The sequence below is a fragment of the Microcella alkaliphila genome (genome assembly GCF_004216855.1).
GTDB classification, from domain to species: domain Bacteria; phylum Actinomycetota; class Actinomycetes; order Actinomycetales; family Microbacteriaceae; genus Microcella; species Microcella alkaliphila.
Genome location: NZ_SGXT01000013.1, coordinates 434,821 through 448,538 on the forward strand (window position 1 = coordinate 434,821; position 13,718 = coordinate 448,538).

Annotated in this window: 12 protein-coding genes; all 12 read left to right on the forward strand. The window is 69.5% G+C overall.

All coding sequences use genetic code 11. The features are described from left to right. Nucleotides 1-3: 3 nt before the first annotated feature. The 12 genes from EV140_RS05525 (at nucleotide 4) to argH (ending at nucleotide 13,696) form a co-directional block, all read left to right on the forward strand. Complete coding sequence (locus EV140_RS05525) at nucleotides 4-753, forward strand: amino acid ABC transporter ATP-binding protein (RefSeq protein ID WP_130281962.1); 750 nt, start codon at nucleotides 4-6, stop codon at nucleotides 751-753. Nucleotides 754-828: 75 nt separating this feature from the next. Further along, nucleotides 829-1,758, forward strand: a complete 930-nt coding sequence (locus EV140_RS05530; protein WP_130281819.1) for a glutamate ABC transporter substrate-binding protein — start codon at nucleotides 829-831, stop codon at nucleotides 1,756-1,758. A 111-nt stretch (nucleotides 1,759-1,869) separates the two neighbouring features. Further along, nucleotides 1,870-2,517 (forward strand): amino acid ABC transporter permease, encoded by a 648-nt coding sequence (locus EV140_RS05535; protein WP_130281821.1) that lies wholly within the window; start codon nucleotides 1,870-1,872, stop codon nucleotides 2,515-2,517. Next, nucleotides 2,514-3,443, forward strand: coding sequence for an amino acid ABC transporter permease (locus EV140_RS05540; protein ID WP_130281823.1), 930 nt, complete (start codon nucleotides 2,514-2,516; stop codon nucleotides 3,441-3,443). The genes EV140_RS05535 and EV140_RS05540 overlap by 4 nt, the downstream gene beginning before the upstream one ends. Nucleotides 3,444-3,475: 32 nt before the next feature. Continuing rightward, nucleotides 3,476-4,516: a phenylalanine--tRNA ligase subunit alpha gene (gene pheS / locus EV140_RS05545; protein ID WP_130281825.1), complete on the forward strand. Its 1,041-nt coding sequence runs from the start codon at nucleotides 3,476-3,478 to the stop codon at nucleotides 4,514-4,516. Next, nucleotides 4,516-7,014 (forward strand): phenylalanine--tRNA ligase subunit beta, encoded by a 2,499-nt coding sequence (gene pheT / locus EV140_RS05550; protein WP_130281827.1) that lies wholly within the window; start codon nucleotides 4,516-4,518, stop codon nucleotides 7,012-7,014. The genes pheS and pheT overlap by 1 nt, the downstream gene beginning before the upstream one ends. A 9-nt stretch (nucleotides 7,015-7,023) precedes the next feature. After that, nucleotides 7,024-8,070 (forward strand): N-acetyl-gamma-glutamyl-phosphate reductase, encoded by a 1,047-nt coding sequence (gene argC / locus EV140_RS05555; RefSeq protein WP_130281829.1) that lies wholly within the window; start codon nucleotides 7,024-7,026, stop codon nucleotides 8,068-8,070. Then, nucleotides 8,067-9,221 (forward strand): bifunctional glutamate N-acetyltransferase/amino-acid acetyltransferase ArgJ, encoded by a 1,155-nt coding sequence (gene argJ / locus EV140_RS05560; protein ID WP_130281831.1) that lies wholly within the window; start codon nucleotides 8,067-8,069, stop codon nucleotides 9,219-9,221. The genes argC and argJ overlap by 4 nt, the downstream gene beginning before the upstream one ends. Next, on the forward strand, nucleotides 9,221-10,126 hold the full coding sequence (argB, locus tag EV140_RS05565) for an acetylglutamate kinase (RefSeq protein WP_096421153.1): 906 nt from the start codon (nucleotides 9,221-9,223) through the stop codon (nucleotides 10,124-10,126). Before argJ ends, argB begins: the two co-directional genes overlap by 1 nt. Further along, nucleotides 10,123-11,325, forward strand: coding sequence for an acetylornithine transaminase (locus tag EV140_RS05570; RefSeq protein ID WP_422386087.1), 1,203 nt, complete (start codon nucleotides 10,123-10,125; stop codon nucleotides 11,323-11,325). Before argB ends, EV140_RS05570 begins: the two co-directional genes overlap by 4 nt. Then, on the forward strand, nucleotides 11,322-12,284 hold the full coding sequence (gene argF, locus EV140_RS05575; RefSeq protein ID WP_130281833.1) for an ornithine carbamoyltransferase: 963 nt from the start codon (nucleotides 11,322-11,324) through the stop codon (nucleotides 12,282-12,284). Before EV140_RS05570 ends, argF begins: the two co-directional genes overlap by 4 nt. Further along, nucleotides 12,281-13,696: an argininosuccinate lyase gene (gene argH, locus EV140_RS05580; protein WP_130281835.1), complete on the forward strand. Its 1,416-nt coding sequence runs from the start codon at nucleotides 12,281-12,283 to the stop codon at nucleotides 13,694-13,696. The genes argF and argH overlap by 4 nt, the downstream gene beginning before the upstream one ends. The last annotated feature ends 22 nt before the right edge of the window (nucleotides 13,697-13,718 follow it).

Below are 13,718 nucleotides of genomic sequence, written 5' to 3' on the forward strand. Positions count from 1 at the left end.
GGGATGGCGCGGGTGTCTGAACCGCTGGTCGCGATCGAGAACGTGAACAAGCACTTCGGTGAGTTGCACGTACTGAAAGACATCACCACCACTGTCGCCAAGGGCGAGGTCGTCGTCGTCATTGGGCCGAGTGGCTCGGGCAAGTCGACGCTCTGCCGGGCGATCAATCGCCTCGAGACGATCGACAGCGGCGAGATCCGCATCGATGGCACGCCCCTTCCCGCTGAGGGCAAGGCGCTCGCCCAGTTGCGCGCCGACGTCGGCATGGTCTTCCAGTCGTTCAACCTCTTCGCGCACAAGACGGTTCTCGAGAACGTCACGCTCGCGCCCACCCGCGTGCGTCGCGCATCCAAATCGGATGCTGACAAGCGAGCCATGGAACTGCTCGATCGCGTCGGCGTCGCCAATCAGGCGCAGAAGATGCCCGCGCAGCTGTCGGGCGGCCAGCAGCAGCGCGTCGCGATTGCTCGCGCGCTCGCCATGGAGCCAAAGCTCATGCTGCTCGACGAACCGACGAGTGCCCTTGATCCCGAAATGATCAACGAGGTGCTCGACGTCATGGTGCAGCTCGCCAAAGACGGCATGACGATGATCGCGGTCACCCACGAGATGGGCTTCGCGCGCCGCGCCGCTGACCGCGTGCTGTTCATGGCCGACGGTCAGATCGTCGAAGAGGCGACGCCCACCGAGTTCTTTGACGCGCCGAAGGGCGCTCGCGCGCAGGACTTCCTGTCGAAGATCCTCAGCCACTGACGTGGCGGCCACGACAGCACGTGGCCGTCCTGCACCACACACAGCACCACCACACGAAACCATGGAGGACTGCACATGCGACTGACACGGAAAACCACTCTGGCGAGCGCGGCAGCGATGCTGCTGCTCGGCCTGACTGCGTGCGCCCCCGCCGGTAGCGCCGGCCCCGGCGGCATCGACGACGAGGGTGACGCGCCGGCGGCCGCCACCGGCAACGGCCCCTACAACCTCGAGATCGCCGAAAACCCCGAGTTCGAAGCCGGCACCACCATGGCGGAGCTCGCCGAGGCGGGCACGCTGCGCGTGGGCACGAAGTTCGACCAGCCGCTGTTCGGCCTGCAGGGCCCTGACGGCACCCCCGTCGGTTTCGACGTGGCGATCGCGGCGCTCATCGCCGCCGAGCTCGGCATCGCGTTCGAGGACATCGAGTGGACGGAGGCCCAGTCGGCCGTTCGCGAGTCGTTCCTCGAGTCGGACCAGGTCGACATCGTCGTGGCGACGTACACGATCAACGACGCTCGTAAGGAGCGCATCGACTTCGCCGGGCCGTACTTCATCGCCGGTCAGGACATCATTGTTCAGGCGGGCAACCCCGAGGGTATCACCGGCCCCGAGGACCTCGCCGGCCTGCCGGTGTGCTCGGCCGAGGGTTCGACCCCGGCCGCGACGATCGCCGACGAGTACGGCGCCGAGCTGCTCGCCGCCGGTGGATACAGCGACTGCCTCGACCCGCTGCGTAACGGCCAGGTCGTCGCGGTGACCACCGACAACGTGATCCTGTCGGGCTTCGTTGACCAGAACCCCGGCGAGTTCGAGCTGCTGGGCGAGACCTTCACGGAGGAGCCCTACGGCATCGGCCTGCCCCTCGGTGACGACGCCTTCCGCACGTTCATCAACGACGTGCTCGAGGAAGCCTTCGAAGACGGCACCTGGGCACGCCTCTACGAGGAGACCGCGGGCACGGTGCTCGAGGTTCCCGAGCCCCCGATGGTCGACCGCTACTAGGCGAGAGACACCGACGGTTCCCGGTGGGTGGCTGCACGCCTCGCGCGTCGCGGCCGCCCATCGGGCGCCCCGCCCCGATACCCCGATTCACACAACTGAGGACGGTTGAGCGTGCAATTCCTCATTGAGAGTGGCGATGTTCTCCTCGAGGGTTTTCTCTCGACGCTGAGGATGCTCGCGCTGACGGTGCTTCTCGCAGTTCCCCTCGGCATCCTGCTCGCGGCGATGCGCATCTCGCCGGTTCCCACCCTTCGTTGGGTCTCGGCTGGGTTTACTGAGCTGTTACGCAATACGCCCCTGACCCTCGTCTTCTTTCTCTTGGTGTTCGTGCTGCCGCGGCTGGGGGTCATCGTTGACTTCCAGATCAGTGCGATCGCCGCACTCACGCTCTACACCGCTCCGTTCTATGCAGAGGCGATCCGCTCGGGCATCAATTCGGTTCCGTCCGGTCAGGCAGAGGCCGCTCGTTCCCTCGGGCTCACGTTCGGTCAGACGGCAAGCCTCGTGATCATTCCCCAGGCGATCCGTACGGTCGTCCCGCCGCTCATCAACGTGACGATCGCCCTGACGAAGAACACCTCGGTGGCGGGCGGCTTCCTCGTCTTCGAACTCTTCGCCTCGAGTCGTCGCCTCGCCAACAACTACGCCGACGAGACCATCGCGATCTTCCTCGTGGTCGCCGCGTGCTATCTCGCGATCACCATCCCGCTGGGCCGTCTCGCCGACCAGCTCGAGAAGAAGGTGGCGGTGTTGCGATGACCTCCGTTCTCTATGACGTCCCGGGGCCGCGTGCGCGCCGACGCGCACTCATCGCGTCGATCATCACGGGAATCGCCCTCGCCGGCGCCCTCGCCTGGGTCATTGTCACGCTGACGGGCGAGGGTCTGTTCGACGCCGATCGCTGGGATGTCTTCCGCGACCCGGTGGTCTGGGGCGCGCTGGGCGGCGCCCTGCTCGTCACGCTTCAGGTCGCGGCGATCGCGAGCGTTCTTGCCGTGCTTCTTGGCAGTGTCTTCGCTCTCTTGCGACTGTCCAGACTGAAGGTAGTTCGCGTTCCCACCACGGTCGTCCTTGAGTTCCTGCGCGGCATGCCGGTGCTGCTCATGATGTTCTTCATCCTCATCATGTTTGCCACGTCCCAGTACTGGGCGGTCGTGATGGGGCTCGCTCTGTACAACGGGGCCATCATCGGCGAGGCTCTCCGGGCCGGCATCGTCGCACTTCCCAAGGGTCAACGTGAAGCTGGCCTCGCCCTGGGCATGACGCCCCTGCTCACTCGCCTGCTGGTCGAGTTCCCTCAGGCGTTCCGGGCCATGACGCCGATCATCGTTGCGCAGCTCGTCGTGTTGCTGAAGGACAGCTCGCTCGGCTACATCGTGGGCCTGGAAGAGCTTGTGCGTCGCCAGCGCACTCTCGCGGAGTTCTACGGCTTCTCGCAGTACGGGTTCTCGTTCTTCGTGATCACCCTCTTTGCGTTCCTCATCGTGAACCTCGTGCTGTCGATGCTCGCCCGGCGCCTTGCGTCTCGTGATCCCGCGGGTCGCGCGAGCCGCCGCGCCGCGCGGAAGACCACGGGCGAGAACGCCGACACCACGGCGATCGCCTCCATTCGAACCCGGCGTTCCGAGGCGCAACCACCGGTCGCGCCACCGAGCGACCACGGAGGCGGCGACGGAGGCAACTAGCGTGCAGCGCGGCCCGATTAGACTCGGTGCTCGTGCCTGACAGCCTCCCTATTACTGACGACGCCGTTGCGTCGGCCGTCGATGCGGCGCTCGACGCCATCGACGCCGCGGGCGACACCGCCGCGCTGAAAGCCGCCCGATCCGCTCACGCGGGCGAGCAGTCCGCCCTCGCCCGCTTGAATGCGAGCCTGCGCGACGTGCCCGCCGAGCAGAAGGCCGCGCTCGGCAAGCTCGTGGGCCAGGCCCGCGGCCGCGTTCAGCAGGCCTTCGCCGCGCGCGAGGCAACCCTTGCGGCCGAGGAGGAGACCCGAGCGCTCGCCGCCGAGGCGATCGACGTCACCGCGATCGCGCCCCTGGGGCTCCGCGGTGGCCGTCATCCCCTCACGACCCTGATGGAGCAGATGAGCGACATCTTCGTCGCCATGGGGTGGGAGGTCGCGGAAGGCCCCGAACTCGAAAACGAGTGGTACAACTTCGACGCCCTGAACTTCGACCCCGACCACCCGGCCCGCGCGATGCAGGACACCTTCTTCGTCGAGCCAGAGGATGCGCACCTGCTGATGCGCACGCACACGAGCCCCGTGCAGGTGCGCGCGTTGCTCGAGCGCGGCCTCCCGTTGTACGTCGTGGCGCCGGGCCGCGTGTTCCGCACCGACGAGCTGGATGCGACGCACACCCCGGTCTTCCACCAGATCGAGGGCATCGCGATCGACAAGGGCCTCACGATGGCGCACCTGCGCGGCACGCTCGAACACATGGCCCGCACGATGTTCGGCGAGGGCGCCCGCATTCGTCTGCGCCCCAGCTACTTCCCGTTTACCGAGCCCAGCGCCGAGCTTGACGTCTGGCACCCCACCTTCCGCGGTGGTGCGCGCTGGATCGAGTGGGGCGGCTGCGGCATGGTCAACCCGAACGTGTTGCGCGCGGCCGGCGTCGACCCCGAGGTGTACCAGGGCTTCGCGTTCGGCATGGGAATCGAGCGCACCCTGATGTTCCGTAATGAGGTGCACGACATGCGCGACATGGTCGAAGGCGACGTGCGTTTCACCCAGCAGTTCGGAGTGAGTGCCTGATGCGCATCCCCCTGTCGTGGCTCCGCGAGTGGGCTGACCTCCCCGAGGGCGCCGACGCCGACTACGTGCACGCCGCGCTTGTCAAGGTCGGCCTGGAGGAGGAGGCTGTGCACGGCACCGCGATCTCCGGCCCGGTCGTCGTTGGCGAGGTTCTCGAGTACGTCGACGAGCCGCAGAAGAACGGCAAGACGATCCGCTGGTGCCAGGTGCGCACCGGCACGACCGAGTCGGGTGAGTCCGAGGTGCGCGGCATCGTCTGCGGCGCGCACAATTTCCACGTTGGCGACAAGGTCGTCGTGGCGCTTCCCGGCGCCGAGCTGCCCGGTCCATTCCCGATCAGTGCGCGGAAGACCTACGGTCATGTCTCGGACGGGATGATCGCGAGCGCTCGCGAGCTGGGCCTCGGCGACGAGCACGACGGAATCGTGCGCCTCGTCACCCTCGGTCTCGACCCGGAGCCCGGCACCGACGCGATCGCGTTGCTCGGTCTCGACGACGTGGCCGTCGAGGTCAACGTTACTCCTGACCGCGGTTACACGCTCTCGATTCGCGGCATCGCCCGCGAGTATTCGCACGCGACGGGGGCGGTGTTCCGCGACCCGGCGAAGGCGTTCGAGGTGGGGGAGGCCGACGGCTTCAGCGTCGAGGTGAAGGATCACTCGCCGATTCGCGGGCGCCGCGGCTGCGATGTTTTCGTCACGCGCGTCGTGCGCGACATCGACCCGACCCGGCCCACTCCGGGCTGGATGGTCGCGCGCCTCGCGCTCGCGGGCATCCGCTCCATCTCACTGCCCGTCGACATCGCCAACTACGTGATGCTCGAACTCGGTCAGCCGATCCACGCGTACGACCTTGAGAAGGTCGCGGGCGGCATCACGGTACGTCGTGCCGTCGTGGGCGAGACGCTGGTGACGCTCGATGATCAGACCCGCACGCTCGACACGGAAGACCTGCTGATCACCGACGTGTCCGGCCCGATCGGCCTCGCCGGCGTCATGGGCGGCGCGTCGACCGAGGTCAGCGACTCCACGACCGACGTGCTGATCGAGGCCGCGAACTTCGATCCCGTCTCGATCAGCCGCACCGCACGTCGACACAAGCTGCCGAGTGAGGCGTCGAAGCGGTTCGCCCGCGGCGTCGACCCGCTTGTCGCGGCCCCGGCCGCGCAGCGTGTTGCCGACCTGCTGGTCGAGCACGCGGGCGGCACGATCGACTCGCTCGGGTCCGAGTGGATCGAGGCCAAGCGCCCCGCCGAGATCGCCCTCCCCGATGGGTACGTCGACAGCCTGATCGGCGTGGACTACTCCCTCGACGAGGTCACCGACTCGCTCAGCGCCATCGGCTGCCAGATACGTCTCGAGGGCGACGGCTGGATGGTCGAGCCGCCGAGCTGGCGCCCCGACCTCGTTGACGCCCCCTCGCTCGCCGAAGAGGTGGCGCGCATCGTCGGCTATGACCGCATCCCCGCCGCGCTTCCCGTCGCCCCGCCGGGCCGTGGCCTCACCCGCTCGCAGCGTGTGCGCCGCGCGATCGGCGCGTCGCTCGCCGCGGCGGGCCTCAGCGAGGTGCTGAACTACCCCTTCTCGACGGCCGAGCAGATCGCCATGATCGATGGCGAGGATGCGGCCACGATGAGGCTCGCGAACGCCCTCGACGCCGAGGCGGCTCATCTGCGCCGCAGCCTCATCCCCGCACTCGTCGCGACCGCGCATCGCAACCGCTCGCGCGGTCTGAGCGACCTGGCGATCTTCGAGATCGGTCGCGTGTTCCGTCCGGAGGCCGGAGCCTCCTACGGCGTCGACGCCGTGCCATTCGGGTCGGCGCGCCCGAGCGATGACGTCCTCGCCGACCTGGACGCGAGCATCCCGCCGCAGCCGTGGCGCGTTGCCGCGCTCGTCGTCGGCGACCGACGCCCGCGCGGAATCGGACAGCCCGCCGAACCGGCCGGCATCGCCGACGTGATTGCGGCCGCCCACCTCGTGGCGAACGCGGCGGGCGTCGCGCTCGACGTGCGCCAGGGCAACCACGATGCGCTGCACCCCGGCCGGACCGCCGAACTGCTCGTCGGTGACCGCGTTGTGGGCCTCGCGGGCGAGTTGCTGCCGCGCCTCGCGCTCGAGAACGACCTGCCCCGCCGCGTCGGCGTGCTCGAACTCGATCTCGACGCCCTCATCGAGCTGGGAGAGGGCGATCTGGTCGCCGAGAGCCTCTCTGCGTATCCGGCGGCGACGCAAGATCTGTCGCTCGTCGTCCCCGTCGACGTGCCCGCCGGAGACGTGCGTGCAGCGGTCATCGAGGGAGCGGGAGAGTTGCTCGAGGCGGCGACGCTCATCGACGACTACCGCGGAGACGGGCTCGAGGCCGGTACGAAGTCGATCACCCTCGCACTGCGCTTCCGGGCCGCCGACCGCACGCTGACACAGGCCGAGGCGACCGAGGCGAAAATGGCGGGCCTCGCCGTCGCCGCCGAGCGATTCGGAGCGAGCCTGCGGGCCTAAGCTAGAGCAATGCCGTATTCCGTCGCGATCGCCGGTGCGAGCGGCTACGCCGGCGGTGAGGTGCTGCGTCTGATGGCGCGCCACCCCGAGCTGGAGGTGCGCACCGTCACCGCGCACTCCAACGCCGGGGCCGCACTCATCGACGTGCACCCGCACCTGCGCTCGCTCGCCCACCTCACGTTCGTCGAAACGACGGCCGAGAACCTGCGCGGCCACGACATCGTCGTGCTGGCACTGCCGCACGGCACCTCCGGCGCGATCGCCGCTGAGCTCGAGACGGACGTGCTCGTTCTTGACTGCGGCGCCGACCACCGCTTGACGAGCGCCGACGACTGGGCCCGCTTCTACGGCGGCGAGTATCACGGCTCGTGGGCGTATGGCCTCCCCGAGTTGCCGCACGCCGACGGCTCGCGGCACGGTGACGCCCTCGCGGGCGCGCGGCGTATCGCGGTGCCGGGGTGCAACGTGACGGCCGTGTCGCTGGGACTGGCCCCGGGTATCCATGCGGGGCTGCTCGACGAGGTCGATCTGACGGCCGCTCTCGCGGTGGGGCCGTCGGGCGCCGGTCGCGCGCTGAAGACGAACCTGCTCGCCAGCGAGCTGCTCGGCTCCGCCCAGCCGTATGCGGTCGGGGGAGTGCACCGGCACATTCCGGAGATCCTGCAGAATCTGCGGCTTGCGGGCGCGACCGCGCCGACGCTGTCGTTCACGCCCGTGCTCGTGCCGATGGCGCGCGGCATTCTTGCGACCATCACGGCGCGCGTCGCCGACGGTGTCACGGCCGAGCAGCTGCACGCGGCGTACACCGCTCACTACGCGGACGAGCCGTTCGTACACGTGCTGCCCGCGGGACGCTACCCGTCGACAGCGGAGACGGTCGGCGCGAACACCGCGCTCGTCGGGGTGGGTTTTGACGCCGACGCCGGCCGCGCCGTGATCATCGTCGCCCTCGACAATCTCGTGAAGGGCACTGCCGGAGCTGCCGTGCAGTCGCTCAATCTCGCCCTGGACCTCGAGGAAACGACGGGGCTTCCCATCGACGGAGTGGCCCCGTGACCGTCACCACGCCGGCCGGGTTTACCGCCGCCGGGGTTGCCTGCGGGCTGAAAAGTTCCGGTGCGCTCGACCTCGCCCTCGTCGTCAACACCGGCCCGAGTGACGCCGCCGCGGCGGTCTTCACCTCCAACCGCGCGCAGGCGAACCCGATCATCTGGTCGCGTCAGGCGATCGGGGATGGCCGGGCCCGCGCGATCGTGCTGAACTCCGGGGGCGCGAACTGTTTCACGGGCCACCCGGGCTTCCAGACGACCCACGCGACGGCCGAGGCGGTCGCCGAGCACCTGCAGCTGGGCGCGGGGGAGGTGCTCGTCTGCTCGACGGGCCTCATCGGCGAGCAGCTTGATCGTGAGCGCCTCCTTGCGGGCGTCGCGTCGGCGTCCGACGCGCTCGCCCCCGACGGCGGTCAGGATGCTGCGCGCGCCATCATGACGACCGACTCGGTTCCGAAGACGGCCGAGTGCCGCGACGCGGCCGGGTGGGCGATCGGCGGCATCGCGAAGGGCGCGGGCATGCTCGCTCCGGGGCTCGCGACCATGCTCGTCGTGATCACGACCGACGCGGACCTCGATTCGGCCTCGCTCGACCGCAGCCTGCGCGCTGCCACACGGGTGACCTTCGACCGACTCGACTCCGACGGCTGCATGTCGACGAACGACCAGGTCACGCTCATGGCGAGCGGAGCGTCCGGTGTTGCCCCCGACGAGCAGGACTTCACGGCGGCGCTCACCGAGGTGTGCATGCAGCTCGCGCTGCAGCTGCAATCGGACGCCGAGGGCGCAAGCCACGACATCCACATCCGGGTGACCGGCGCGGCCAGCGACGACGACGCGGTCGAGGTCGGCCGCTCCGTGGCCCGCAACAACCTGTTCAAGGCGGCCGTGTTCGGCAACGACCCCAACTGGGGGCGTGTTCTCGCCGCGATCGGCACGACGAGCGCCGAGTTCGACCCGTACGACGTCGACGTGACGATGAACGGCGTGCGGGTGTGCACGGCGGGGGGCCCCGACAGGCCGCGCGACGAGGTCGACCTGACCCCGCGCATCCTGCACCTCGACATCGATCTGAAGGTCGGCGCCCACGAGGCGCTGATCCTCACCAACGACCTGACCCACGACTACGTCCACGAGAACAGCGCGTACTCCAGCTGATGTCGACCCTTCACGAATCCTCCGACTTCGCCCTCGCCAGTGAGAAGGCCGAGACCCTCATCGAGTCTCTGCCGTGGCTCAGGCGCTTCCGCGACCGCATCATCGTCGTGAAGTTCGGCGGTAACGCCATGGTCAGCCCCGAGCTGCAGGCCGCGTTCGCCGCCGACATGGTGTACCTGCGCACGGTTGGCCTGAAGCCCGTCGTCGTGCACGGCGGCGGCCCGCAGATCTCGGCCATGCTCACCAAGTTCGGCATCGAGAGCGAGTTCCGAGGCGGCTACCGCGTGACGAACACCGAGGCGATCGACGTCGTGCGCATGGTGCTCGCCGGACAGATCAGCCGCGAGCTGGTGGGGCTCATCAACCAGAGCGGCGCTGGTCTCGCAGCAGCCGTCAGCGGCGAGGACGCGGGACTGTTTCAGGGCCGTCGCCGCGGCGTCGTCGTCGACGGCGAGGAGGTCGACCTCGGTCACGTCGGCGACATCGTGCACGTCGACCCGTCGGTCGTGTTCGCCCACCTCGACGCCGGGCGCATCCCGGTCGTCTCCTCGCTTGCCCCCGACATGGACCACCCCGGCCACAGCCTCAACGTGAACGCCGACGCGGCCGCCGCCGCGCTCGCGGTCGCCCTGCAGGCGGAGAAGCTCGTCGTCCTGACCGATGTGCCGGGCCTCTACAGCGATTGGCCAAACCGCGACTCGCTCGTCTCAAGCATCTCGGCGACAGAGCTGCGCGAGCTGCTGCCGAAGCTCGAGTCCGGCATGATCCCGAAGATGACCGCCTGCCTCGACGCCGTCGACGGGGGAGTCAGCCGAGCCGCGATCATCGACGGCCGCCAGCCGCACTCGATCCTGCTCGAGATCTTCACCACGCACGGCATCGGAACCGAGGTGGTGCCCGCGTGAGCCCGCTTCTTCCCGACAGCACCCCCGAATCGGATGCTCTGCGCGAGCGATTCGCGCGCGTTGCGATGCGCTCCGCACCCACCCCGCAGGCCGTGTTTGCTCGCGGCGAGGGGGCGTACGTCTGGGACGTCGACGGGCGGCGCTTTCTCGACTTTCTCGCCGGGATAGCGGTCAACGCGCTCGGCCACGCGCATCCCGCCCTCGTGGCGGCGGTCGCCGATCAGGCGGCGCGCCTCATTCACGTGTCGAACTATGTGACGACGCCGCAGGGCGTCGACTTCGCCGAGCGCCTCGTGCGCCTGACGGGTGCTGGGCCGACCGGCCGCGTGTACCCGGCCAACTCGGGGGCCGAGGCGATCGAGGCCGCCGTGAAGCTGGCGCGCCGCACGGGCCGCCCGCGCATCTTGGCGTTCGAGAACGGCTTCCACGGCCGCACGATGGGCGCCCTCGCGGTGACGGGGAAGCCCGCCCTGCGCGAGCCGTTCGAGCCGATGCTGCCGGGCGTCGACCACCTGCCGACCGACCGTGCGGCCCTCGAGGAGGCGATGGGAGACGACGTCGCCGCCGTGCTGCTCGAACCGATCAAGGGCGAGGCGGGCGTCGTGCCGCTGCCCGACGGCTTCTTGACGGCGGCCCGAGAACTCACCCGCCAGCACGGGGCGCTGCTGATCGCCGACGAGATCCAGACCGGCGCGGGACGCACGGGCGACTGGTTCGCCGTGCAGCACGAGGGGGTCACCCCCGATGCATGGGTGCTCGCGAAGGGCATCGGCGGGGGAGTGCCCGTCGGCGCCCTCGTCACGACCGGTGCCGCGAGCGACCTGTTCACCCTGGGCCAGCACGGCTCCACGTTCGGTGGCAATCCGCTTGCCACCGGCGCCGCCTCCGCGGTCTTGGCCGAGATCGAGCGCGCTGATCTGGTGGGGAACGCTCGCCGCCGCGGCGTCGAGCTGCGCGAGGCAATTCTCGGCCTCGACTCGCCGCTCGTCACGGAGGTGCGCGGCCGCGGCCTGCTGCTCGGCGTGGGGCTTTCCGCCGAGGCGGCGCCGCGCGTCGTCGATGAGGCGATGCGTCGCGGGCTGATTGTGAATGCCCCGAATGCCACGACCATCCGTCTCGCACCGCCGCTCACTATCGGCGACGCCGAGATCGCAGAATTCATCACCCTGTTCGCCGAGTCCCTGAAGGCCGCCGCATGACCGCCGCCCCCGCCACCCGCCACTTCCTGCGCGACGACGACATCACGCCCGCCGAGCAGCGTGAGATTCTCGATCTCGCCGAGCGGCTGAAGACCGACCGCTTCCAGGTGCGCCCGCTGGAGGGCCCGCAGACGGTTGCGGTCATCTTCGACAAGTCGTCGACTCGCACCCGCGTGAGCTTCGCCGTCGGTATCGCCGACCTGGGCGGTCAGCCGCTCATCATCTCGACCGCGTCGAGCCAGCTCGGCGGCAAAGAGACCCCGTCTGACACCGCTCGCGTGCTTGAGCGCATGGTGTCGGCGATCGTCTGGCGCACCTACGGCCAGGCGGGCCTCGAAGAGATGGCCGCGGGCACGACGGTTCCCGTGATCAACGCGCTCAGCGACGACTTCCATCCCTGCCAGCTGCTCGCCGACCTCTTGACGATCCGCGAGCACAAGGGATCCCTGGAAGGCCTCACCGTCGCGTTCATCGGCGACGGCGCCGACAACATGGTGCACTCGTACCTGCTGGCGGGGGCGACGGCGGGCATGCACGTGCGCGTCGGCTGCCCCGCCGAATACAGCCCGAAGGATGCGGTCATCGCCGACGCCGACCGCATCGCCGCCGAGACGGGCGGCTCGATCACGATCTTCACCGACCCGCTCGAGACGGTCGCCGGCGCCGACGTGGTCGTGACCGACACCTGGGTATCGATGGGCAAGGAGGAGGAGAAGGCGGCACGCGTCGCCACGCTCGCCCGCTACCGCGTCGACGACGAGATGATGTCGCTCGCGAAGCCCGACGCGATCTTCCTGCACTGCCTACCCGCCGACCGTGGTTACGAGGTGACCGCCGAGGTGATCGACGGCCCGCAGAGCGTCATCTGGGACGAGAGCGAGAACCGCCTGCACGCCCAGAAGGCGCTGCTCGTGTGGTTGCTCGAACGCTCCACCGGCGGCTCGGGGGCGGGCTCATGAGCGGCGCCACCAACGAGGGCGCGCTGTGGGGAGCGCGCTTCAGCGGCGGCCCCTCGCCCGAACTGCAGCGCCTCAGCCGCTCGACTCACTTCGACTGGCAGCTGGCTCTCTACGACCTCGCCGGCTCACGGGCGCACGCGGTGGCGCTCGCCGCGGCCGGCTACCTCACCGACGACGAATTGACGCGGATGCTCGCCGCCCTTGACGCCGTCGAGGCGCGGTTCGCCGACGGCACGCTCACGCCCCGTCCCGAGGATGAGGACGTGCACGGTGCACTCGAGGCCGCGCTCGTGGCGGAGGCGGGTGCGGAGCTCGGCGGCAAACTGCGCGCGGGCCGCAGTCGCAACGACCAGATTGCCACGCTGATCCGGCTCTACCTGCGCGACCACGGCCGCACGATCGCCGGCGAGCTGCACGCGCTGATCGGTGCACTCGTCGCGCAGGCCGACGCGCACCCGGCTGCGGTGATGCCCGGCCGCACGCACCTCCAACACGCCCAGCCGGTGCTGCTCGCGCACCATCTGCTGGCCCACGCGTGGCCGCTCGTGCGCGACCTCGAGCGTCTGCGCGATTGGGAGGCTCGCGCCGACCGCTCGCCCTATGGCGCGGGCGCCCTCGCCGGCAGCTCGCTCGGCCTTGACCCGGCCCTGGTGGCCGCGCAGTTGGGTTTTGCGGGCCCGACCGAGAACTCCATCGATGCCACCAGTGCGCGCGACCTGATCGCCGAGTTTGCCTACGTCGCTGCGCAGATCGGGGTCGACCTGTCGCGCCTGGCCGAGGAGATCATCCTCTGGAACACGCGCGAATTCGGCTTCGTCACGCTGGACGATGGCTACTCGACGGGCTCGTCGATCATGCCGCAGAAGAAGAACCCCGACATCGCCGAGCTCGCCCGCGGCAAGACGGGCCGCCTCATCGGCAGTCTCACCGCGCTGTTGACGACCCTCAAGGGACTTCCGCTGGCCTACAACCGCGACCTCCAGGAGGACAAGGAGCCCGTCTTCGACGCGGTCGAGACGCTGGAGGTGCTCCTCCCCGCCTTCACGGGCATGGTCGCGACGCTGCGCTTCGACACCGCACGGATGGCCGAGCTCGCTCCGCAGGGCTTTTCACTCGCGACCGACGTCGCCGACTGGCTGGTGCGCCAGGGCGTGCCGTTCCGCGAGGCGCACGAGATCTCGGGCGCGCTCGTCGCGCACTGCGAGCGCGCGGGCATCGACCTGGATGAGCCGAGCGACGACGACTACGCCGCGATCGACCCACGGCTGACGGGTGCCGTGCGCGGCGTGCTGACGGTGGAAGGGTCGATCGCGTCACGCTCGGGCGCGGGAGGCACCGCCCCGGTCGCCGTCGCACGGCAGCGCGCCCTCCTCGACGAGCGCCTCGCCGCTCTGCGCGTCGCGCACGACTGAGCGCTCGCGGTGACCCCGTCCG

What these genes read in the sequence shown, in the direction of transcription:
- argH (WP_130281835.1), top strand. Translation starts at nt 12,281, where the DNA reads ATGAGCGGCGCCACCAACGAGGGCGCGCTGTGGGGAGCGCGCTTCAGC.
- argF (WP_130281833.1), top strand. Translation starts at nt 11,322, where the DNA reads ATGACCGCCGCCCCCGCCACCCGCCACTTCCTGCGCGACGACGACATC.
- EV140_RS05525 (WP_130281962.1), top strand. Translation starts at nt 4, where the DNA reads ATGGCGCGGGTGTCTGAACCGCTGGTCGCGATCGAGAACGTGAACAAG.
- EV140_RS05540 (WP_130281823.1), top strand. Translation starts at nt 2,514, where the DNA reads ATGACCTCCGTTCTCTATGACGTCCCGGGGCCGCGTGCGCGCCGACGC.
- argB (WP_096421153.1), top strand. Translation starts at nt 9,221, where the DNA reads ATGTCGACCCTTCACGAATCCTCCGACTTCGCCCTCGCCAGTGAGAAG.
- EV140_RS05530 (WP_130281819.1), top strand. Translation starts at nt 829, where the DNA reads ATGCGACTGACACGGAAAACCACTCTGGCGAGCGCGGCAGCGATGCTG.
- argC (WP_130281829.1), top strand. Translation starts at nt 7,024, where the DNA reads ATGCCGTATTCCGTCGCGATCGCCGGTGCGAGCGGCTACGCCGGCGGT.
- pheT (WP_130281827.1), top strand. Translation starts at nt 4,516, where the DNA reads ATGCGCATCCCCCTGTCGTGGCTCCGCGAGTGGGCTGACCTCCCCGAG.